The sequence below is a fragment of the Synechococcus sp. MU1611 genome (assembly GCF_020514255.1).
In the GTDB taxonomy this organism is placed as follows: Bacteria; Cyanobacteriota; Cyanobacteriia; order PCC-6307; family Cyanobiaceae; genus Parasynechococcus.
The window spans coordinates 131,466-150,622 of record NZ_VTLC01000005.1 but is presented as its reverse complement, the minus strand read 5'-3'; the positions used below and the strand labels follow the sequence as shown (position 1 = coordinate 150,622).

21 protein-coding genes are annotated in these 19,157 nt (G+C 54.0%); 16 read left to right on the top strand and 5 right to left on the bottom strand.

Translation table 11 applies throughout. The features are described 5' to 3' along the window. The first annotated feature begins 176 nt into the window (after nt 1-176). Complete coding sequence (locus FZZ92_RS10940) at nt 177-863, top strand: hypothetical protein (protein WP_226423225.1); 687 nt, start codon at nt 177-179, stop codon at nt 861-863. A 24-nt stretch (nt 864-887) separates the two neighbouring features. Here FZZ92_RS10940 and FZZ92_RS10935 read toward each other — a convergent pair whose 3' ends face one another. Further along, complete coding sequence (locus FZZ92_RS10935) at nt 888-2,030, bottom strand: class I SAM-dependent RNA methyltransferase (RefSeq protein ID WP_226423224.1); 1,143 nt, start codon at nt 2,028-2,030, stop codon at nt 888-890. Nucleotides 2,031-2,442: 412 nt separating this feature from the next. Between FZZ92_RS10935 and FZZ92_RS10925 the strand changes: the two genes are divergently transcribed. From FZZ92_RS10925 to FZZ92_RS10890, 8 genes are all read left to right on the top strand, one after another. Beyond that, on the top strand, nt 2,443-3,399 hold the full coding sequence (locus FZZ92_RS10925; protein ID WP_226423223.1) for a tyrosine-type recombinase/integrase: 957 nt from the start codon (nt 2,443-2,445) through the stop codon (nt 3,397-3,399). Between the two features lie 83 nt (nt 3,400-3,482). After that, the gene (locus tag FZZ92_RS10920; RefSeq protein WP_226423222.1) at nt 3,483-3,770 is read left to right on the top strand and encodes a hypothetical protein; all 288 of its coding nucleotides are present in this window, start codon (nt 3,483-3,485) and stop codon (nt 3,768-3,770) included. A 14-nt stretch (nt 3,771-3,784) separates the two neighbouring features. Continuing rightward, complete coding sequence (locus tag FZZ92_RS10915) at nt 3,785-4,288, top strand: hypothetical protein (RefSeq protein WP_226423221.1); 504 nt, start codon at nt 3,785-3,787, stop codon at nt 4,286-4,288. Nucleotides 4,289-4,424: 136 nt separating this feature from the next. Continuing rightward, nucleotides 4,425-4,595 carry a hypothetical protein gene (locus FZZ92_RS10910; protein ID WP_226423220.1) on the top strand — a complete coding sequence of 57 codons (171 nt, stop codon included), beginning with the start codon at nt 4,425-4,427 and terminating at the stop codon, nt 4,593-4,595. Continuing rightward, complete coding sequence (locus tag FZZ92_RS10905) at nt 4,585-4,977, top strand: hypothetical protein (protein WP_226423219.1); 393 nt, start codon at nt 4,585-4,587, stop codon at nt 4,975-4,977. Before FZZ92_RS10910 ends, FZZ92_RS10905 begins: the two co-directional genes overlap by 11 nt. 2 nt (nt 4,978-4,979) lie before the next feature. After that, a complete protein-coding gene (locus FZZ92_RS10900; RefSeq protein WP_226423218.1) occupies nt 4,980-5,339 on the top strand; it encodes a hypothetical protein in 360 nt (119 codons plus the stop codon). Continuing rightward, a complete protein-coding gene (locus FZZ92_RS10895; RefSeq protein WP_226423217.1) occupies nt 5,340-5,549 on the top strand; it encodes a hypothetical protein in 210 nt (69 codons plus the stop codon). Then, a complete protein-coding gene (locus FZZ92_RS10890; protein ID WP_226423216.1) occupies nt 5,522-5,884 on the top strand; it encodes a hypothetical protein in 363 nt (120 codons plus the stop codon). The genes FZZ92_RS10895 and FZZ92_RS10890 overlap by 28 nt, the downstream gene beginning before the upstream one ends. Before the next feature lie 45 nt (nt 5,885-5,929). Here the strand turns inward: FZZ92_RS10890 and FZZ92_RS10885 are convergent, their stop codons facing one another. Continuing rightward, nucleotides 5,930-6,634, bottom strand: coding sequence for a hypothetical protein (locus tag FZZ92_RS10885; RefSeq protein ID WP_226423215.1), 705 nt, complete (start codon nt 6,632-6,634; stop codon nt 5,930-5,932). Between the two features lie 317 nt (nt 6,635-6,951). On the opposite strand from FZZ92_RS10885, the gene FZZ92_RS10880 reads away from it, so the two are divergent. Together FZZ92_RS10880 and grrA are read left to right on the top strand one after the other, a co-directional pair. Further along, nucleotides 6,952-7,266 carry a hypothetical protein gene (locus FZZ92_RS10880; protein ID WP_226423214.1) on the top strand — a complete coding sequence of 105 codons (315 nt, stop codon included), beginning with the start codon at nt 6,952-6,954 and terminating at the stop codon, nt 7,264-7,266. Between the two features lie 544 nt (nt 7,267-7,810). Beyond that, on the top strand, nt 7,811-8,173 hold the full coding sequence (gene grrA, locus FZZ92_RS10875; RefSeq protein WP_226423213.1) for a GrrA/OscA1 family cyclophane-containing rSAM-modified RiPP: 363 nt from the start codon (nt 7,811-7,813) through the stop codon (nt 8,171-8,173). A gap of 134 nt (nt 8,174-8,307) precedes the next feature. On the opposite strand, the gene FZZ92_RS10870 is transcribed toward grrA, so the two are convergent. Further along, the gene (locus tag FZZ92_RS10870; RefSeq protein ID WP_226423212.1) at nt 8,308-9,180 is read right to left on the bottom strand and encodes a phytanoyl-CoA dioxygenase family protein; all 873 of its coding nucleotides are present in this window, start codon (nt 9,178-9,180) and stop codon (nt 8,308-8,310) included. A 289-nt stretch (nt 9,181-9,469) separates the two neighbouring features. Here FZZ92_RS10870 and FZZ92_RS10865 point away from each other — a divergent pair, with 289 nt between their 5' ends. From FZZ92_RS10865 to FZZ92_RS10850, 4 genes are all read left to right on the top strand, one after another. Next, entirely contained in the window at nt 9,470-10,582 is a 1,113-nt protein-coding gene (locus FZZ92_RS10865; protein WP_226423211.1) for a hypothetical protein, read from the top strand. A gap of 343 nt (nt 10,583-10,925) precedes the next feature. After that, on the top strand, nt 10,926-11,228 hold the full coding sequence (locus FZZ92_RS10860; RefSeq protein ID WP_226423210.1) for a hypothetical protein: 303 nt from the start codon (nt 10,926-10,928) through the stop codon (nt 11,226-11,228). Nucleotides 11,229-12,150: 922 nt separating this feature from the next. Then, nucleotides 12,151-12,297, top strand: coding sequence for a hypothetical protein (locus FZZ92_RS10855; protein ID WP_226398168.1), 147 nt, complete (start codon nt 12,151-12,153; stop codon nt 12,295-12,297). Between the two features lie 54 nt (nt 12,298-12,351). Then, nucleotides 12,352-12,495 carry a hypothetical protein gene (locus FZZ92_RS10850; RefSeq protein WP_226398169.1) on the top strand — a complete coding sequence of 48 codons (144 nt, stop codon included), beginning with the start codon at nt 12,352-12,354 and terminating at the stop codon, nt 12,493-12,495. A gap of 826 nt (nt 12,496-13,321) precedes the next feature. Here FZZ92_RS10850 and cobJ read toward each other — a convergent pair. Beyond that, complete coding sequence (gene cobJ / locus FZZ92_RS10845; RefSeq protein ID WP_226423209.1) at nt 13,322-15,049, bottom strand: precorrin-3B C(17)-methyltransferase; 1,728 nt, start codon at nt 15,047-15,049, stop codon at nt 13,322-13,324. Between the two features lie 69 nt (nt 15,050-15,118). Further along, nucleotides 15,119-16,447 carry a hypothetical protein gene (locus FZZ92_RS10840; protein WP_226423208.1) on the bottom strand — a complete coding sequence of 443 codons (1,329 nt, stop codon included), beginning with the start codon at nt 16,445-16,447 and terminating at the stop codon, nt 15,119-15,121. Nucleotides 16,448-16,850: 403 nt separating this feature from the next. On the opposite strand from FZZ92_RS10840, the gene psaA reads away from it, so the two are divergent. Continuing rightward, nucleotides 16,851-19,154: a photosystem I core protein PsaA gene (gene psaA, locus FZZ92_RS10835; protein ID WP_166017663.1), complete on the top strand. Its 2,304-nt coding sequence runs from the start codon at nt 16,851-16,853 to the stop codon at nt 19,152-19,154. Nucleotides 19,155-19,157 lie beyond the last annotated feature (3 nt).

Below are 19,157 nucleotides of genomic sequence, written 5' to 3'. Positions count from 1 at the left end.
ATCACTTCACCAGGCGATTAACGGTTAACGCACGGTTAATGCCAGGTTAACTTGTCTTGATTGTTCTTTTGTGATCGTTGCGCTTCCCCTTCAGGCGAAGGTTTCGGCAGGATCTTGTTCCTGATCAGCAATCCGATTCGCGTCTTGAGCTTGGCTCGGGACAGTCAACTCTTTTCTTGGTGGCCGGTCCCTGCGGATCTGGAAAGTCATCCGTCATCCAGAAAGCGGTCCAGGCTGATCTTTCTTTGTTCGGTGATGCACTGAGAGGTGAGTTTCTCGAGTCTATTTTGGATCGATCCGGTCGTGAATATGACGATTACAGCCTTGCTTTAGAGCAACATTCCTGTTTTCAGGCCAGTCATGTGAAGCGGTTATCGCGAGAGTCGGCCCTGCCATCTGGTCTATTGCTTCATCTTGATCTTTATCAAATTCTGCGGGGGATTGATGCGTCCTATTGGCCTAGGGGGCTGAAAAGAAAGGCACAGCGGCTTTCAAATGAGTCCGACAGATTGCCGAAACGATGCTTTGAAGATCTGCTCAAGCCTCGTCAAAATGATTTGATGATGCAAGCTTTTCTGGCCAAAAAACTGTTCCAACGTTTCACACAGGTTGCAGTTGCAACGGTTCATTGCAGCTTCGAGCGAAATGCCTCTCAGTTGGCGGCCCGCAAGCGTCGTTCAAGCGGCAAATGGATGAAATATTTTTCAGCCCCTGATCACATCGCCCGAGCGATTCATGCTGAGATTTATCGCTGCTGGGATAGCGCGTTGGACCAGATGTCACCCGTCGCCAATGTTTCGATCAATGTTGACTCCGATGATGGATTTTCTGTGAATGGAAGCTTTGTCTCCTACGACGACTGAAACCTGTGGGCTCGTGTTGTCGCATCAGCGAATGTCGTATTGCAACCAGCGGCAATCAATTCCGCCGTTGCTCACAGGAATCCGTCGCGATGCTTTGAGCCGTAGTGCACCCGTGAGCTTCGGATTGCCACTCAACAGCCAAAGCTGCCAGCCGGAGGCTTCTCGGCGTACAAATTGCCCCAGAGCGCTGTAGAGCGCATCGAGCTCCTGTTCGTCACCGATGCGTTGGCCATAGGGCGGATTGCACACCAGAACTCCCGGACCATCGGGCAGTGTTTCGTCTTCAAACGGGCTGGTGGAGATGCGGATGATTCCGCTCAGGCCTGCAGCCTCCACGTTGGCGCGGGCCTGATCAGCGATGGCGGGATCCGCTTCGATTCCAAGCAGGAGGGGGACTGTGAGGTCTCGCCGCCTGCGCTGCCTGGCGCGATCGACTTCTTTCTCCCAGAGTTCGGGCTGGAAATCGGCCCAGCCCTCGAGGGCAAAACGACGCTCCAATCCCGGTGCTTGCTGCAGTGCTGCCAGTGCCGCTTCGATTAAGAGCACTCCCGATCCGCAGCAGGGATCCACCAGGGGGCTGCTTCCGTCCCAGCCCGTCAGGCGAATCAGGCCGGCGGCCAGATTCTCTTTCAAGGGTGCGGCCCCCATGGCTGCCCTGTAGCCGCGGCGGTGCAGGCTCCCGCCACTGCCGTCGAGGCTGAGTTCGGCCACTCCGCGGCCAAGGTGGAGATGTAAGGAGAGGTCGGGGTCGTCGAGATCAATGGAGGAGCGTTCTCCCCACAGATCCCGTTGCGCATCCACAAGGGCGTTTTTGACCTGCAAGGCCGTGAAATGGCTGTGGTTTAGACCCGGTGCTGTTCCGGTCACATCCACCCGGAAGGTCATGGAGGGATGCAGCCAGCGTTCCCAGTCGAGGGCCTGGCGAATGCCGTCATAGAGGTCGTCCCGGCCCTGGCAAGGGAAGCTCGCCACCTGACGCAGCACGCGGAATGGCAGCCGAGCCTGCAGGTGCATCCTGTACAGACAGGCCATGTCTGCTTCGAAGCTGACGGCACGCCTGCCTGGCTTCACGGAATGGGCCCCGAGGTCGGTCAGTTCTTCGCTGCCGGCAGCCTCAAGGCCCTGGGGAAGAACTGCAACAGCAGATAGCCGGTTTGTTCGACCCAAGGGCGTTGTGCTCCAGGCCACCACTCCTGTCAGAATGACAGTGTCCGGCTTTGTCGGACTAGGTGATCCACACCAGTGTTTCGGACAGCGGTTCGATTCCGCTCAGCTCCATTCCCCCTTCTCGGGGCTGCAATGGTTTCGACGGGGCATGAGGAGGGTGACTGAAGCCTGCTCGGTGAGAGCAAACCCGTAACTGCGAACAACATCGTTCGTTTCTCCCGTCAAGCAGCCCCTGTTGCTGCCTGACCCTTAGGGGAGATGGGGTGAAGTCAGCCTTATCACCCAAATGACTCATGGGGGCTGGAAGGCCCCCTCAAACATTGCCCCAACAGGCGTTTCAGTCATTACGACTGAAGGTGAAAATTCGGCTGACGACAAATCGACGACAAATCTGCCATCGGTCTTGGCAGGTATGGAGCGCCACGAAGCACTGGCGTTCGTTTCCAAGCTCTATGACCACGCCAGAGCCGGACACAGCGTCTGGGGCGACAAGTTGCTGCTGCGCAAATTCCTTGGGCAGTGCAGCCGCACCAACAGTGCTGAAACACGCAACGGCTACATGCGCGAGCTGCGGCATTTCACACGTTGGCGTGAAGCCAACTATCCCGATCTGCTGCTTCGACAGATTGATCCCCACGTCATGCAGCAGTGGGTTGATGACCTGCGGCAGCGTGTTGATGCCGGTGATCTGAAGCCCAACAGCTACAACCGCAGAATCTCAGCGGTGTCTGCTTTTTATCGTTGGGCATCGGAGCCAGCGCGTTGCACGACAACAGGTGTTCCGCGGAACCCAGTGCCGCCACGTTGTTTGCTGGCGGCGCAGAAGACCACCAAATCAGTCAGCGAAGAAGACCTGGCAGCACTGCTATCAGTGATCGCACGATCATCTGTCGGCAACCTCAAAGCGCGCCGTGACTATGTGCTGGTCAAAGGCAGCTACCTGCTGGGGTGTCGCGTCAGCGAAATATCGAGGTTGAAATGGGGTGATGTTGAGCGTTTGAGCCATGGCGGCCAAATTCAACTGTTCGGCAAAGGTTCCAAATCAAGAGTGGTCCGCGTTAGCGGCGACACGATGGATTTGTTTGAGTCTCTGGGCCGCGGCGCACCATCCGACTTCATCTTCAAAGGGCAACGGCCAGGAACACACCTGACGCGCCAAGCAATCGCGTTTTCAATGCGGAAGTGGGGCAAGCTCGCTGACCTTGAGCTGCACCCGCACCGTTTACGGCACAGTCACGCGACACACGCTGTGCGCCGTGGTGTTGATGTGTTCACCCTGCAGAGCACGCTTGGGCATGCGTCGTCAGCAACCACCGGTCACTACGTTGCCGCCAACCCTGAAGACAGCAGTTCTCTTCGACTGGGTTGAGGGTTCTGAGGGAAGCACCCGCTTCCTTCAGTCGTAATCAGCCTTGCGTAAGCAAGACTGGGGCCAGTCTTTGAATAGCGACAATGAAACGAATTTTTCTGTTGTTGCCTTTATTGCTGGGTGGATTGTCTGCTTCGTCAAATGCTGAACCTACAGCTGATCAGCAATTGGTTGCCCCTGCCATAGAGCTGAAGCCTGTAGTGCATTTGGTGATCTCTCACTACCGTGGCAATGCAATGCACGGTTCTACTTCTTCCGTAGCAGTTCAAGTGTCTTCAATGGATCAATGCCAAGAGCAGGGAGCAAAAATAGAAAGTGAAAATACTAAGCATGTAAATACAGTTTTCTGGTGCGTCGAAGGAGTGAATTGAAAAGACTCTATCTATTGATATTTTTTCTGTTTTTGTCTTCGGGCTTCATTCCTTCAAAAGCTAATTTTGGAGACGCAGATTTTCCTGCTGGTTCGTTTGAAGGTGGTCCGAAGAGTTACCACGATGCTTGGTGCAGGAAAATCAAGCAGGAATGCCGGGTAAGATTTCAAGGTTCAGCGATGTGGGTAGAAGGGCAAGGGGGTATCTATCGAGATCAATATCTCAGCTACCGCTATGAAAAAGAGAGTAGAGAGTTTTATAATTATATTCACTACATAGACGATGCTGGAAGAGAGCGTGTGGCTTTATTCCTTTTCGCTAATGTCGACGCGCAGCGAGAGTTTATAAAATCATTTCTTCGTTGGAAGAAGCAAGCTGGCCGACCAACGCCCAATCTCAGGCTCCCTGCTAGCCAGGGTCCGCAAGACACACAAGGTCGCGACAAGAGCTATGGCGTCCCGATGAACCCATACGAACGACCCCCGATTACTGACTGGAAAGAAAAGACAACCCCATAGTCCAGTCGTAATTGATAATGCGTCAAAAAAACCGGGAAGGTTGTTGATGCCTTCCCAGAGTTGCCCACACTCGTAAATGCAGGGGTTAATCTCCTGCGCTAACAGTCTAAAATTGGTTGTACTTAGTAGTCAAATCGTGTCACTTTCTGTGCTCGGTGAAGCTGTTATGCGCGAGCTGAAGCGTGACGCGCAATTTGATAATCGTCAGCCTTGTATGCAACAGGATGATGATGTGACCAGCGCACCTGATCCGCTGTCAAATCCACAGTCACGTCGCACACCAACGGAGGTTCACTATGTCGCTTGAAACCGACATCCAAACGGCCTACGAAGAGCAGGAATCTGTTGAAACTGCAGCACGTGCGCTTGAAGCTCGTATCCGCAGGATTGACGGTGCTGCAAGGCTTATGCCAGGGCGTGCCTACGGTAAACCTATTGACCGTGACGCCATTGCAAAGTCGCTGACCCTTCGCAGTTTGATTGCGCAAAAAGATCGTCATCTTGCTGCCTATTTGGGAATCTCAATCGACACACGTAAGGCTGATGCTGAGATTGAAGCGGCCAAAATGCGGGCTGAACGGTTGCGCTTAGAAACTCAGCGTTTGCGTGAAAAGAACCAGGCTGTTGCGCAAGAGCGCCAACACCGTCAATCACTTGCACCGTGGCAACGCGGTTACCGGAGCTTCTGATCATGCTGAGCCGCCCCCATCCTGTTTTTGGTGACTGGTGTTATTGCCAGCCCGGAGACTCACAGCGCCTGCTGGATCGCCAGCTCAGCTACCGCGACGCTGCCCTGAAAGAAGATCCCAGCTTTTGCGGTATGCCGCCTGAATTTGAGCAGTGGTGCAAAACCAGCTGGCTGCCAGCCAACCTTGGGCGTGATTTTTACCGTAAGCAGGCTGAAACTCACATCCAGGGCCTAGCCAGCAAGATCAGCAACCTGCAGAAGGAGATTGAAGAGCGTGCTGGCAACTTGCTTGATGAACGTGACCGGATGATTCAGCAACGTATCTGGCTGCAGAACGAACTCGACAACGTTGGTGCTGGCTGAATGATCAGTTCTGAGCTGCAGCAGCTGTCTGCCGCGTTTGCGGAGACTACGGAATCAATGGTTGATGACGGCAGTTTTGCCAACGCAGCGTGTGATCTGATTCCGCTGCAGATGACGTTGCTGCACTACCTCCAGCGCGAAATCATCACCAACCACCTGCTGCGCGTTGAACCCGACTGGCCATGGGCAAAGCAACCAACGAGACAATAAAAACGCGCGTTGCTGCCCTTAAGGGATTGATCCTTAGCGGCTCTTCCAACAGCACCTGTGTCGAACATGCGGCACAACAGTGGGGGTTATCGCGTCGTCAGTCGTATCGCCTGCTGAAACGGGCATGGTCTGAAGTCCGCGAAGACTTGAACGCCACTGGTGTTGATCGTCAGGAAATGCTCTGCTGGACCATTCACCAGTTGATGGCCGCTGCTGGTGAAGGCGTCAAAAACAAGCAGCCGTCCGTCACTGTTGGCGCTTGTCGCGAGCTTGATGCGCTGCTGGGGTTAGGCGTCAATAGCTCACAACGTGGTCGTTTCGGCTGGCGGCGCTGACTTCCCGTAAAGCGTGTTGCGACCGTTTAGTTCAAAACCGATAAATCAATCTTGCTCGCATAAGTTATATCCACTTTTAATCCTTTGTTTGTCGGCAAGCTTAGGGTTATTGCTTGCCCATACCGCCATTGCAGGATTGGAGTTAAGATAGTCTTCCCAGCAATTTTTTTTCTTTGCTGCTGTCTTTGTCTGGCCAAGCCTTGAGGGAAGATTTTCTTTGGTGTTTGTGCTTTGGCTTTCTCCGGAGAATGCAGCTTCAATTTCATTGAGATCCCGTTCCTCTCCTAAAGCAAGCCCAGTAACAAGTGGTAACTCAGAGAGTAATCTTTTGACAGGCTTGCGATTGATGAAAAAGAAATTGTGGGCAATCTTTTCCCCTTTTTTGTTGTATCCAACAATTGTGAAATAACCTTCAAATTCTTTGCCTGCATCGGCTCCAGCAATTGCTCCACCAATTAGTCCACCTAAGAGTCCTATAGGGCCAAGCAATACTGCCCCTCCTATCGCGCCTGCAGTGGCTCCGCCAAGGCCACCTGCAACACCTTTGCCTGCATCGTAATCAGATGCCTTGCCAACATTCCACTGCGATATCAGGTCTGTGGGGGTAAAGCCCGCAGGGCTGCTTACCCCCTTCCCGCTTACTGAGATCTGGCATTCCATGTCTCCGCATAGAGCGTCATAAGTTCCTGCCAATGCGGTTCCAGTTCCCAGGAGAAGAAGGGTGGTGGCAGCAAGAATTTTCTTTTTCATTTGCTTGGCCTTCCTTTTGATTGATCGAGCATAAGACTTTGAACTATTCTGGTAAGTTTTATTGCTTTGACTTGAAATTAAGGTCTATCTATGATTTTGTTTTTGTCTTTGCTACCCTTTGAGCTGCTCCTGGACTGGCTTGACCATTTCGTGACCGAGGAAGAGCAGGACAGGCTGATGGGTTGGCACCTGGGGGTGAGCCTCTAGTCCTTTTGGGGGATGAAGTCCGCTGAATAAATCACACGGTTGGGGGAGGTGATTCACGGCTGGAACGGAGATGTTGTGTATGGGCGATTCCCTCCAATTGCACAAGATAAATGATCAGCGAAAGTCAAATCCATTTTGCATCGACAGCGTTTAACTGTCTTCAGAGAAAAGGCTCATCTTTTTTTCAGGAATTCATAAAGATCAATTTCGATAAAATTTCCGAGCTAGAGGTCCAGATTGCTAGCGACGAATCAAGCTTTCGCGGTTACAGCCTTGAAAGAAAAAGAATGATGATTAACACCTTTGCAGTTGGAATGCTCTATATTTCAACCTTATCCGAAGAGGATAAGAGTTGTATCGGCCAGGCGTCGCAAAAGCAGCTCATGCTTGAAAAAAAAAGAATTAAGAGTGCAATTTATCTTTAGCGCTGCCGCATGTGCACCTCAAGTCTAGAGAGTCGTCGAGCAATCATTTACAGCCAGAGACCCTCTCACCACGTTCTCACTCAACTCACCACTCAGGCCAATGTTTAGATAGGAAGTAGTCTGCATTATGGAAAAAAGGGGTGCAAGCCCTTCCTTTTTAAAAATCAAATGCAAGCTAAACGACAGTATTTTGAGCGTATCAAACTTCTCACTCAGGCAGGCAAGCACCTTGAGGCTCAAGCCCTTTATGAGCAGTTGATTGATCGTAGAAGCGAAGAATCTGCCATTCAAACTAGCTAGGTCGCCATGACTGATGGAGCAAAAATCTAGGCTGGTTGTTAAACAGAACGATTAAACCAGTGAACTTTTGATTGAGGCCATCCATTTTCCGATAAAACCTCACACACACCACCCCCTCAGCAGTGATGGGGTTTTTTCTTGCTTACCCAGAGCGGGGAAAACTCAACGCAGTTACGTCATGACCCATGACCTGCCGCTTCCACCGTGGCTAGTACTTCAGAAGTTCAGCTGCTCAATGGGCCTAATGAAGCCAACCACCCTTCTTGGAACACTGATCCTGCTCAGCACTTGGAGCAGTGTTGGCGCCACTGAGGCAGGAACATATTCCGTTCAAAAAGCTGACAACAGCATCGAGCAACGCATTGCTGCTGCACGGAGTGACGACGGCTGGTCGCACCTGTTGAAGGCAAAGCTGCACAAACCGCTGGAGATCGCTGCCTGGGGTAACGGACGCGGACGTGGCTGGGCTAACGGCGGTGGCTGGCGCAATGGTGGCGGTTTCGCTAATTCCGGTGGTGGTTTCGCTAACGCCGGTGGTGGTGGCTGGCGCAACGGTTCAGGTGCCTGGGGCAACGGTGGCGGGCGACGTGGCTTTGCGAATTGGTAGAGCTGCAAGCCAACTCCACCCCGTCAGCAATGGCGGATTATTTTGGGCAAGATAGTTAATTAGAAAATTCAAATCAAGTCTTTCTCTCAGGTACTAGATACGTGTCTGTTCTGAATTTCATCAAGGCAACTATTTTAGTTGCTGTCAACACGCTTTCTGATGGTTGTCTCTGGATTGTCCATTAAATTTTGCCTTTGCTGAATTAAAGACATGACTTCGGTGTTGACGCATTCTCCTACTACAGGATTTCTATGCCACATTCCAGGACGTCCGGATTCTGATCCGCTAGAGATGTATCGCATATCTATTGACCAACGAAGTTGGTTGCTTGAGTTGATAAGGCTGCGGTGAAGTGTGTATTGATCAAATAAAATTAAATCACCGAGGATCGTTTTCGTCTTGATGGGTTGTAAATCGCGTCGCTCATTTAGAACTTCTTTCATGATTTCATCCTTGACTTCTGGTCCACTTTCTCCGCGTCGATGTTCAAGCCATCCTAAGCTTGTACTTCTAGGCATTATTTCAATTCCACCATTGTGACTATCTGTAGAGGTTAATGGAATCCAGGCGGTCACAACACAAAGATTGCTCTGTCCCGGATCGGTGGCTCCATAGTCCTGGTGCCAGGGGACAGTCGTAAAAGGGCTAACGCCGTATTTGCTTGGATATTTAACTCTAATGTTGTGAATTGGACTCAGCTCGCTTTTGCTCCAGCCTGTATTGGCCTCCAGTACGCCTTTTATTTCTTGAGATAATGCAAGTTTATATACAGATGGAAGGCAAGGTAGATTCTTCTGCAGAGAAAGCTGGAAGTCTGAGATGCAGTTTGAGAATTGCTTGGCTTGTCGATCAATGTCATTAAAAACCAAGCCCTTCTTGGGTGAACCTTTGATTGTCATCCATTCAGATAGTTCTGCTTTAATTTCCTGGATTAGATTCTTGGGAATTGCGTTTTTACAGTGACGCCATCCAAGGGGGCCTAATGGTGATTCAGTTTTAAAGTGCATCAGCCATTTTCGTTGAAGCCACATTCGAACCATAGCGACTGGACTGGCTTGGCCATTTCTTGGCGGTGGAAGAGCAGGACAGGTTGATGGGGCTGCGCACCTACTTCGCCCCGCTGTAATGGCAATCACGGCCTGGATCTTTAGGCTTGGTTGACGGCACCGCAGGCTGCCGGTGTGATCCACATCGAAATTTTAATTTTTTGTGGCTTTTATCCTCTGTGCGTAGCTAAATAAAAGTTGGCATCTTGAGGATTTTTGTCTATTAATTGGATATGCGTTGGATTTTAAGATGACTCTCCGAAGCGTTTTGCTTGATGACACATGGACGCCAAAGATCAGAAACATAATAAATAGTGATTTAGATATTGAGTTGATTTCATATTACTTTTCAGACGTAAATTCCAATAACTTAGGCTTTGAGGAATTTGCAAGGGATGTTATAAGCGAAGTTGATGCAGCGCTGGATTTAGACTTTGTTGAGGCTCCTGCTAATGACAGTACTACGATTGATTTTTATATTAGGGACTGGACTGGCGCTGATGGCGATACTCTCGGCTTATGTACATGGTATGGAAGTGGCTACATAACATCTGAAACATTTGTAAAGCCTATAGCTTCTTTGAATCATAGGCATAATAGTTATAATACTTTTGTTCACGAGTTCGGTCACGCACTTGGGTTGGGTGAACCTGGCTTTGACGCAAGGTGGGATCAAGATGATACGGCTATGTCATATAATTCAAATGTTTATGGTGAATATCGAACTTCATTCGCGCCTGCCGATTGGAGTGCGCTTGAATCCTTGTGGGGTGTTGAAGATTTTATTTTAGTCGGAGATTCAAATGCAAATACTCTTCAAGCTCAATATGGTGCAGTTCATGCAGATTCCATTGATGGCAGCGATGGAAACGACACATTGCGTGGTTACGGAGGTGGTGACTACCTCATCGGTGGTAATGGCAATGACTTAATGGGTGGCAACTTCGGTCGCGACACCTTGGTTGGTGGTGCTGGCAATGACGAGATGAACGGTGGTCAGGGTGGTGACGACATGTCTGGAGGTCCTGGAGCAGACATCGTTCGTGGTGGTGCTGGCAAAAACACAATTAGTGCTGGTGCTAACGATGGTGCTGCGGACAAGGTCTATGTCCACGCTGATTCGGTCTTGTATGGACGCCCCACAGACGGCAGCTTTGCTGACTTACTGAATGACCTAGAAGCTAATGATCGGATTTATATCCATGGCGTTGAGGGCAGCCAGCTGAGTTTCCAGATGGCATCACTCCCCAGTAGTAGCGAACAAGGTGTTGGCATCTTTGCCAATGGAGCCCTTGAAGCAGTCGCCACTGGCGGGCTTGGAGTGGATCAGGTCATTGCAATGACGGAAGGCGGATTCTTCTAGTCGTCATCTAAGGACGGTCGGGAAGCCTGATGCCAATTGGCTGAAAGCAAAAAAAGATCCTTCGGGGAAAAGCAGGGGGCGCTGATGTTGTCGCTATCCATCTCTCGACAAAACATTTGTCCCGTTAGCAATGGCGATATTTTTCATTGTTCACCCAGTTGAGGGATGCGAACCCCTGAATTCAGACGGAACAATCAATCGAATGGGGGAGTTGGTTTCCAGCTGAAACGGCGAGGTTTTGTTTAGAGACAAGACGATCCATGTTTGGTTTTGAACTGGCTATCGCTGCTGCCATCTGGACGCCACTAACCGTCTTCGCCTGCAAGTGGATTGCTGATGCATGATGCCTGACCCCAAAAAGGACATCGAGCGCCTGCAGCGAGAAATTGATCATGCGCGGTCCGATGCAGATCGTGCATTTAAGGGAGAACCACCCAAGCCAGTTCTCTACAGACAGTCAAGCCTCGGGCTGGATGCAGTGCTCACAGGCGCGGGAATGCTCGTGGTCCTGGGGCTGTCGGTAAGCCTGGCTAGCGAACTCACCAAGGATCAGGTGACCGCACTAACGGCCGGGAGTGTTGGAGCTGCGGGCGGCCTGGTCATTGGATACAGCGTTGGCCGTAAGAGGCGTAGCTCGTGGAGGTAAGCCGCAGAAGGCTCGTTGATGGGCTCGATTCAGATTCCAAGTCGCCCTGGCTCAGTGGCTAGGGAGTGGGGTTTTCCTTTTGCTTCTTCCCGTCGACCTTGTTCTTCGAGTTTGCGAACTCCGTATGTATGGCGACTTCATCCTTTGATGAAACGGCTCTAGTTCTTCTTCTCCAATGGATCCAGCTCGAACAGGACTGCTCCATCCCTGCTGAGCACCCTGGTTTTCCTGCCGATCATCCTGGAGATCCTCGTTACTGATTCAAAGGCAAGCTCCAGCGAAGCTTCAGTCGTGTGGAGGTGCCATTCCAAAAAAGGGTTCAGTTCTTCGACTCGGAACTGTCTTTCTGACATGCCCGTCAGTCGCCCTCTATCAGGACTCTTGTAAGGGTTCCCCCTGGGAGATGGAACTGGAGTTGAGAGTCGTTTCGTCAACTCCCTCGGACTTCTGCTCTGCTCTTGTCAGTCTCTCCACCAGGCTGAGGGTGTCATTGGGAGACAACTCGCCGTCATTCCCCCACTTGAGACTCGACAGGTCTGGTGGGCACATGAGGAAAAGAGAACTGTTCTAAGGAAGCTATGGGTGCTGAGATGCCTATTGCTGCAATGCTCCCCGAAGATTCACGGAAGAAATTCTGAATTGAGTGCCTTGGTGATACCAAGAGCGCATCAGCCTCAGTGCTGACGAGCATGAGCTTCAGGGATGGAAGGGAGGAGTGGTCTGCAAGCTCTGGGCATCGTCTTGCAACACATGGGCTGACCCCTGAGGTGAGTCAACCCATGTGTTGCAAGACGATGACGTAAGCACTTTTGCTCCCTGGACGTGGGGTGCTGAGCGACTAGGTTTCATCGGTCCTTATATCTGTAGGCGCCCTCTCGATCGCATAAGGCCCTGTGTCTGCCGCCGTTGGGAACGCCAATCGATGACTGACCGCACCTTCAGTATTTCTTGCGCACTGCGCGAAGCGCAGCTGCAGCGCCTGGAAGCCTCTCTGGCCTCCAAGGCGGCCGCCAAGCCTCAGGCGAAGACAGAGGCACCCAAAGACAAGGACGTGAACACACGCGACTGATCGCAACAGTCCGAACGCATCGCTTGATCAGAACGGCATATTGAGTGGCATCCGGTGCTTGCCGGTGTCCTCAATAGATGTGCTTTGGCGACACTGCTCTCGATCGTGTTGGGTGTTGCACTGGCGTGGGGGATCACGCGGGTGATCATTGGCCTGAGCGATCGTGCTCGCCGTCGCAAGCGTTCTGCAGAGGATTGAAGCTGCTCATCAGAGCCCGCAGCAAAAATGGCGCATGATGTGGGGGAAGCAGATGAGCCTTGTGACGACCAAGACGAAATCCTTGTTCAGCTGGAAGTACGCGGGGATCCTGGTGGGGATGAAGCTGGGGATCGTTGCAGTTGTCCTGGGGCTATCCCGTGTGGGTCTTGTCCCCGAGTGGTTTCCGCCTTGGGGATAGTTACAAACAACCCCGGTTGGTATCGAATTTCGCTGAATCGTCTGGCCTCACTGGCTTATTTGTGTTGCGTCCCGGACTCATGCACCTAGCTCGGGACACGGACCCATGTCAGCGGCAACTGCTGGGTCCGCCTGTCTAGCGCGATTGGCTGGGCTTAGGGAGTTCGCTTCCGTCGGCGGAAAGACTCAGTGATCCAGTCGTCCAAGGGTTCAAAAGTGCGTTCTGATCATCCTCTGGGGAAGCAGGGAGGACTGACGTCGACATCCATTCATGAATGGCCTGACACTTTGGTTAAGGCGGCTCAACCAGAATGCCGACCAAGATTGAGTTGATGGAATCGAGTTTGGAGCCAATCGAAAATCTGAAAAGTTGAATAAGAATTTCACGCACGCCGTTGTGATGACATTTTCTTGTTTGTTGGCTCGTGTCGTCATCTTTTTAATCATGGTCATAGTTGTTACAGGCTGTCTTGTTGGGTCTCTTGGCTGGCTTGTCGTTTGTGATCTCGATTTTGGATCAGAGAATCGTTGATGTTTTGTTTGAGTTGGGTAGAGCCTTCAGGGTCGAAAAAGAATGAATTGCTACGGCTGATGGTTCAAGCCAGTGGGTGTTTGACCTGCACCTCTTCTATTGGAGGCTCGCCCCGGGGTACCCCCGCGGCGTCACCATCCAGTCATCCTCGGCACGGCTGCTGCTGTTCCCGATCAGAACCAAGGTGAGCATGTCCACCGATTCAGGCTCTAAGCGTTCAAGGCAGGTGAGCTGATGTGATTCCTCAGCGCGGCCCAGCTGCCGCGCCAGCATCACCGGTGTGGTTGAGGGGCGGTGTTTCAGCAGGATATTTTTGGCTTCCCCCAGCTGCCAATCCCTTCCCCTGGAGCGTGGGTTGTAGAGCGCAACGACAAAATCTCCCGCTGCGGCTGCTTCCAAGCGCTGCTTGATCACAGTCCAGGGCGTAAGGCGATCGCTGAGGCTCACGCTGCAGAAGTCATGCATAAGTGGCGCTCCCGCTCTGGCGGCGGCCAGCTGGAATGCTGAAATTCCGGGATGCACAGTGAAGCTGGGTCGGTCCTGCTCAGGTTGCTGAAGCAGCAGCTCCAGAGCTAATCCCGCCATTCCATAGATCCCGCTATCTCCAGAGGAGATGAGAGCAACCTTGGCGCCCTGTTGTGCCAAGCGCAGTGCTTCGGCACAGCGGTCCCATTCCCGGGTGAGCTGACCGTCGAACCGAATTTGATCCGGACGTCTTAGGGGCTCCAGCAGATCGAGGTAGAGGCTGTACCCAACCCAGGCGCAGCATCGCGATAGGGCCGATTTGGCGTCTCCGCTGAGCAGGGATAGATCTCCGGGACCACTGCCGACGAGGTGCAGTTCGCCCCGACCCGGTGCGTGGGGTAGCGGAGCTTCGGCAATGGCCACCGTGACGGCGCCCTGTTCTCCCGGAGCGGGATGGCTGATTTGCTTTGGCTGGATCAGAACACCTTTGTCGCCTGCAGCCAGTAACGCCGCTGCTTCTGACACTGAAGCTGTTCCCATTTCCCTGCGCACGACCTCGGAGGGGTTCGGCACGTCAATGGAGGCCAGCGTTTGCTCTGCAAAGGTTCGGAACGGCCATGCCCTGGTCTGGCTCAGTTGTTGCAAGGCTGGTTCATCGGATTTCCGCTCTGCGCTGGCGATGCCGGCGACAGCCTCCTTCGCCAGCCCGGCTGTTGCTAAAGCCTCGGTAATGGCCTTTTCGACCAGGGACAGACTGGTGTTGCGCTCGCAGCCGATGCCGATCCAGAGCGTTGCTGGATGCCATTGGCAATCACCCTGAAGGCGCGCTCCGATCACAAGGTCAGCGGCCTCTGACGCCACTTTTTCGAGCAAGTGCTGGCTTTCGGGGCATTGCCAGGCGGAACATCCACTGTTCTGATGAATGCTGATGCTGAATCCCTGGGCTTGCCGCACCATCAGAGTGCGCCAACCCGCCACCGACCCCCTGCGTCTCCAGCCCCAGCCTTCACCAAAGGCATCCAGGGGGAGACGTCCTTCATGGGCGCAGGCGCCAGTGATCACGGCCTGCCCTCCCAGATCCATGGCGATCTCCCGCGCGCGTTGTTCAGCACCTGCGGAATGGCCTCCCAGCAGCGGGATGATGAAATCCCCTTTCGGGTCGAGAACCAGAACGGCCGGATCCTGCTCCTTGCTTTGGATCCGCGGTGCGATAAGGCGTGTCACCGCGCCCACGGCACCCACAATCAGCACGACGTTCTGCGCCATCCAGTGCTCATCAAGAGCAGTATTGATGTTTTGATCGGCCGCCTTGATCCGGTCAATGTGGCCGCGCAGCAGCAATCGCTCCAAGAGCGGCATGGCGCTGGGGGAGAGTCCTAGGCCCAGAGCAGGTACGTCGGGTGTTGGGTTCAGGGCAGGGAATCCGGGTCAGGGCTTGCGCAAGCGGCCATCACTGTTGAGCAGCTCACGCGCTGATCCTCCCAGGCTGCTGCTCGGCATCAGCTTGGCTTCTGTCTTGGCCTGCTGTTCGAGCGATTCGGTTGGCTTTTCCGCAACCGGTGGATTGTTCTCGCTGGTGTTCATTGGAAGATCGTTGTCAGCGGGCTGCTCCTTGGTCGGTGTTGGCTGGCTGGCCTCTGCCGTGGCTTGGTCCTGAGCCAGGGGCGACTGTGGGGTCTCGTGATCGCTGTTCTCGGGGGCGATGGGATCGGTCTCTGTCTCTGCTTCTGTCTCTGTCTCGGCCTCGATCTCGACTGGCGCCAGTTGTGGTGGCTGTTCTGCTTTCTGTGGAGCCTCTTTCGGTTGTTCGACCGTTGTTTCCGGCATCTCTGGCTCAGGTGATCCGCTTAAGCGGGCGAGTTGGCTCTCATTGAGGCGCGATCGCATCCAGCCCGGCTTGGGACCTGATGGAGCCTTCAGGTGAACCAGCTGATTGTTGAACACGGGTGTGATCGGCTCGCCCAGCTCATTCAGAAGTTCCATCTGAATGTCGTGACTGCTTGCGCCATTGGATCCTATGAGCCACAGGGCCTCCTGGTGATCAACCAGAAAGCTGTCTCCATCAATGCTGATGCGTAGACGCCAGCGTCCATCCCCCTCACGCAGGTTTTGGAGCGGAGCATTCCAAAGGAGCCAGTCCACCAGAAGTGGTTGCAGGCCTTGTTCTCCAGCGGGTGGAACAGGAACCAGCCAGGGTGAATCCCGGTCGGGTTGCGTGCCCTGAAGTTTTTGCCAGAGGTGGACGCGGCCCTGGATGGAGGCCCCTGGTGACTGAACGGCCTCCCCCCAGGGATAAGCAGCCCATGCGCTGAACCTGTGACTGCCCGCTTCCAGATCGTCAATGCGGACCGTCAGGCGGTTGCCATCGCTATCGCTCAGCCGTAGGGGAGAACGGTCATCGATCTGGATGGCGATGTGGGGGCCCAGACCCAGTTCGGGGTCGTTGTTCAGGGGCCAGTCATCGATCTCGAAACTCAGCTCAAGCTCTTGCGTCGCCACGATGGTGTCGTTGCTTGGATTCACCAACCGCAGGGATGGACGGTGCCGTTGCAGCTCCTGCCGCAGCTGTTGCACCGCCCCTGGTGGGGCAACCTCCTGGAGCTTCCCGCTGGGGGTCGAGCTCGATAGGGGCTTCGCTCCGGTGCCGACATCGCGGTTGAAGAATCCAGGTCGTGCATGAACTGGCAATCCGGCGCTCAGCAGCACCACAGCTGTCAGCAGAACAGCCCATATCGACTTCAGGCCAGGGCGAAGCATTGGGCATGAACAGATCTGATCATTCTGAACAATCAGCCCTTCAATGTCACAGTTTTAGTTATTTAAGGAGAATATTTGCGGGAAATTGTATTGCTTACTGGTTGAGATCTTCATTGTTTGACTGATTCTCGGCCTTCTGCAGACGCCTGTCGCTGACTGGCCCGCCATGGGATTGAACCTTTGTAACTCAGTTCCCTTTAACCCCCACCTCCGCACCTATGCTTCCGCCAGCGGTCCCCTCTGTGGGGCCCCAGCTTCAGTGCAGTCAAGGGGTTTCGGCTCCCTGCCTCACTGACGCCCTGACGCTGATTCCCTGTGGATTGGTGTCCGGGGCCCCGGTGGATTCCGATTCGCCGGAGGGGTGGCCCACCACCTCGAATCCCGTCCCTCGAGGAACGACTCGATGACCATCAGCCCACCAGAGCGTGGGAGTGACGCGAAGAGCCAGGTCGAGAAGGTTGACAATCCTGCAACCTTTGAATTGTTCGGTAAACCCGGACATTTCGACCGCGCCCTCGCGAAAGGTCCCAAAACCACCACCTGGGTTTGGAACCTTCACGCCAACGCTCACGACTTCGACGCTCACACGAGCGACCTGCAAGAGGTCTCTCGGCGGATTTTTTCCGCGCATTTCGGCCACCTGGCCGTCATCTTCATCTGGCTCAGCGGTGCCTTCTTCCACGGCGCACGCTTCTCCAACTATTCCGGTTGGCTTGCCGACCCCACCCATGTGAAGCCAAGCGCCCAGCAGGTCTGGGCTGTCTTTGGCCAAGACATCCTCAATGGAGACATGGGTGCCGGGTTCCAAGGCATCCAAATCACCTCAGGCCTCTTCCAGATGTGGCGGGCCTGGGGCATCACCAGTGAAACCCAGCTCATGGCTTTGGCCATCGGTGCTCTGGTGATGGCCGGCCTGATGCTCAACGCTGGTGTTTTCCACTACCACAAGGCAGCGCCAAAGCTGGAGTGGTTCCAGAACGTTGAGTCGATGCTGAACCACCACCTGGCAGGTCTGCTGGGTCTCGGTTCACTGTCATGGGCAGGCCACCTGATCCACGTCTCGGCTCCTGTCACCAAGTTGATGGATGCCATTGATGCCGGCCAGCCGCTGGTTCTCAATGGCAAGACCATCGCTTCGGCTGCAGACATTCCGCTGCCGCACGAATTCTTCAACCAGGATCTGCTGGCTCAGCTGTACCCCGGCTTCAGCGCCGGTGTCGGTGCCTTCTTCTCCGGTAACTGGGCTGCCTACAGCGATTTCCTCACCTTCAAAGGTGGTCTAAATCCTGTGACGGGAAGCCTTTGGATGACGGATATCGCCCATCACCATGTGGCGATCGCCGTGATGTTCATCGTTGCCGGTCACATGTACCGGACCAACTGGGGCATCGGTCACTCCATCAAGGAGATCCACGAAGGCCAGAAGGGCGATCCCCTGCTGTTCCCTGCCACCAATGGTCACGACGGACTTTATGAGTTCATGACCACTTCCTGGCATGCCCAGCTGGCGGTCAACCTGGCCATCGGCGGCTCAGTGAGCATCATCGTTGCTCAGCACATGTACGCGATGCCTCCGTATCCGTACCAAGCGATCGACTATCCGACCCAGATTGGTCTCTTCACACACCACATTTGGATCGGCGGTTTCCTGATCGTTGGCGCCGGCGCTCACGCTGCCATTGCCATGGTGCGCGACTACGACCCCGCGAAGCACATCGACAACGTGCTCGATCGGGTTCTCAAGGCTCGCGACGCGATCATTAGTCACCTCAACTGGGTCTGCATCTGGCTCGGAGCCCACAGCTTCGGCCTGTATGTCCACAACGACACCATGCGTGCCTTGGGTCGTCCCCAGGACATGTTCAGTGATTCGGCCATCTCGATTCAGCCGATCTTTGCTCAGTGGATTCAAAACGTGCACGCCGCAGCTGCCGGTAGCACCGCTCCTAATGCCCTCGCGGGTGTGAGTGAAGTGTTCAACGGCTCGGTGGTCGCCGTCGGCGGCAAAGTCGCCGCGGCTCCCATGCCGCTCGGCACTGCCGACTTCATGGTCCACCACATTCACGCCTTCACGATTCACGTGACGGTGCTGATCCTGCTGAAGGGTGTCTTGTACGCCCGCAGCTCCCGTCTCATCCCTGATAAGGCCAACCTGGGCTTCCGCTTCTCCTGCGATGGTCCTGGTCGTGGTGGTACTTGCCAGGTCTCCGCTTGGGACCACGTGTTCCTGGGCCTGTTCTGGATGTACAACTCCCTGTCAATCGTGATCTTCCACTTCTCCTGGAAGATGCAGAGCGACATCTGGGGAACGGTGAATGCCGACGGCTCCGTCGCGCACATCACCAATGGCAACTTTGCTCAAAGTGCCATCACCATCAATGGCTGGCTGCGTGACTATCTGTGGGCTCAGGCCGTTCAGGTGATCAACAGCTATGGCTCGAACACGGCTGCCTACGGAATCATGTTCCTCGGCGCTCACTTCGTGTTCGCCTTCAGCCTGATGTTCCTCTTCAGTGGCCGCGGCTACTGGCAGGAGCTGATCGAGTCCATCGTTTGGGCTCACAACAAGCTGAAGGTGGCTCCCGCCATCCAGCCCCGTGCTCTTTCCATCATCCAAGGCCGTGCCGTGGGTGTTGCCCATTACCTCTTGGGCGGAATTGCGACCACGTGGGCCTTCTTCCACGCCCACATTCTTGTGGTCGGCTGACCT

What these genes read in the sequence shown, in the direction of transcription:
- FZZ92_RS10925 (WP_226423223.1), top strand. Translation starts at nt 2,443, where the DNA reads ATGGAGCGCCACGAAGCACTGGCGTTCGTTTCCAAGCTCTATGACCAC.
- FZZ92_RS10920 (WP_226423222.1), top strand. Translation starts at nt 3,483, where the DNA reads ATGAAACGAATTTTTCTGTTGTTGCCTTTATTGCTGGGTGGATTGTCT.
- FZZ92_RS10905 (WP_226423219.1), top strand. Translation starts at nt 4,585, where the DNA reads ATGTCGCTTGAAACCGACATCCAAACGGCCTACGAAGAGCAGGAATCT.
- FZZ92_RS10900 (WP_226423218.1), top strand. Translation starts at nt 4,980, where the DNA reads ATGCTGAGCCGCCCCCATCCTGTTTTTGGTGACTGGTGTTATTGCCAG.
- FZZ92_RS10895 (WP_226423217.1), top strand. Translation starts at nt 5,340, where the DNA reads ATGATCAGTTCTGAGCTGCAGCAGCTGTCTGCCGCGTTTGCGGAGACT.
- FZZ92_RS10890 (WP_226423216.1), top strand. Translation starts at nt 5,522, where the DNA reads ATGGGCAAAGCAACCAACGAGACAATAAAAACGCGCGTTGCTGCCCTT.
- FZZ92_RS10885 (WP_226423215.1), bottom strand. Translation starts at nt 6,634, where the DNA reads ATGAAAAAGAAAATTCTTGCTGCCACCACCCTTCTTCTCCTGGGAACT.
- FZZ92_RS10880 (WP_226423214.1), top strand. Translation starts at nt 6,952, where the DNA reads ATGATCAGCGAAAGTCAAATCCATTTTGCATCGACAGCGTTTAACTGT.
- grrA (WP_226423213.1), top strand. Translation starts at nt 7,811, where the DNA reads ATGAAGCCAACCACCCTTCTTGGAACACTGATCCTGCTCAGCACTTGG.
- FZZ92_RS10870 (WP_226423212.1), bottom strand. Translation starts at nt 9,180, where the DNA reads ATGCACTTTAAAACTGAATCACCATTAGGCCCCCTTGGATGGCGTCAC.
- FZZ92_RS10865 (WP_226423211.1), top strand. Translation starts at nt 9,470, where the DNA reads ATGACTCTCCGAAGCGTTTTGCTTGATGACACATGGACGCCAAAGATC.
- FZZ92_RS10860 (WP_226423210.1), top strand. Translation starts at nt 10,926, where the DNA reads ATGCCTGACCCCAAAAAGGACATCGAGCGCCTGCAGCGAGAAATTGAT.
- FZZ92_RS10855 (WP_226398168.1), top strand. Translation starts at nt 12,151, where the DNA reads ATGACTGACCGCACCTTCAGTATTTCTTGCGCACTGCGCGAAGCGCAG.
- cobJ (WP_226423209.1), bottom strand. Translation starts at nt 15,049, where the DNA reads ATGCCGCTCTTGGAGCGATTGCTGCTGCGCGGCCACATTGACCGGATC.
- FZZ92_RS10840 (WP_226423208.1), bottom strand. Translation starts at nt 16,447, where the DNA reads ATGCTTCGCCCTGGCCTGAAGTCGATATGGGCTGTTCTGCTGACAGCT.
- psaA (WP_166017663.1), top strand. Translation starts at nt 16,851, where the DNA reads ATGACCATCAGCCCACCAGAGCGTGGGAGTGACGCGAAGAGCCAGGTC.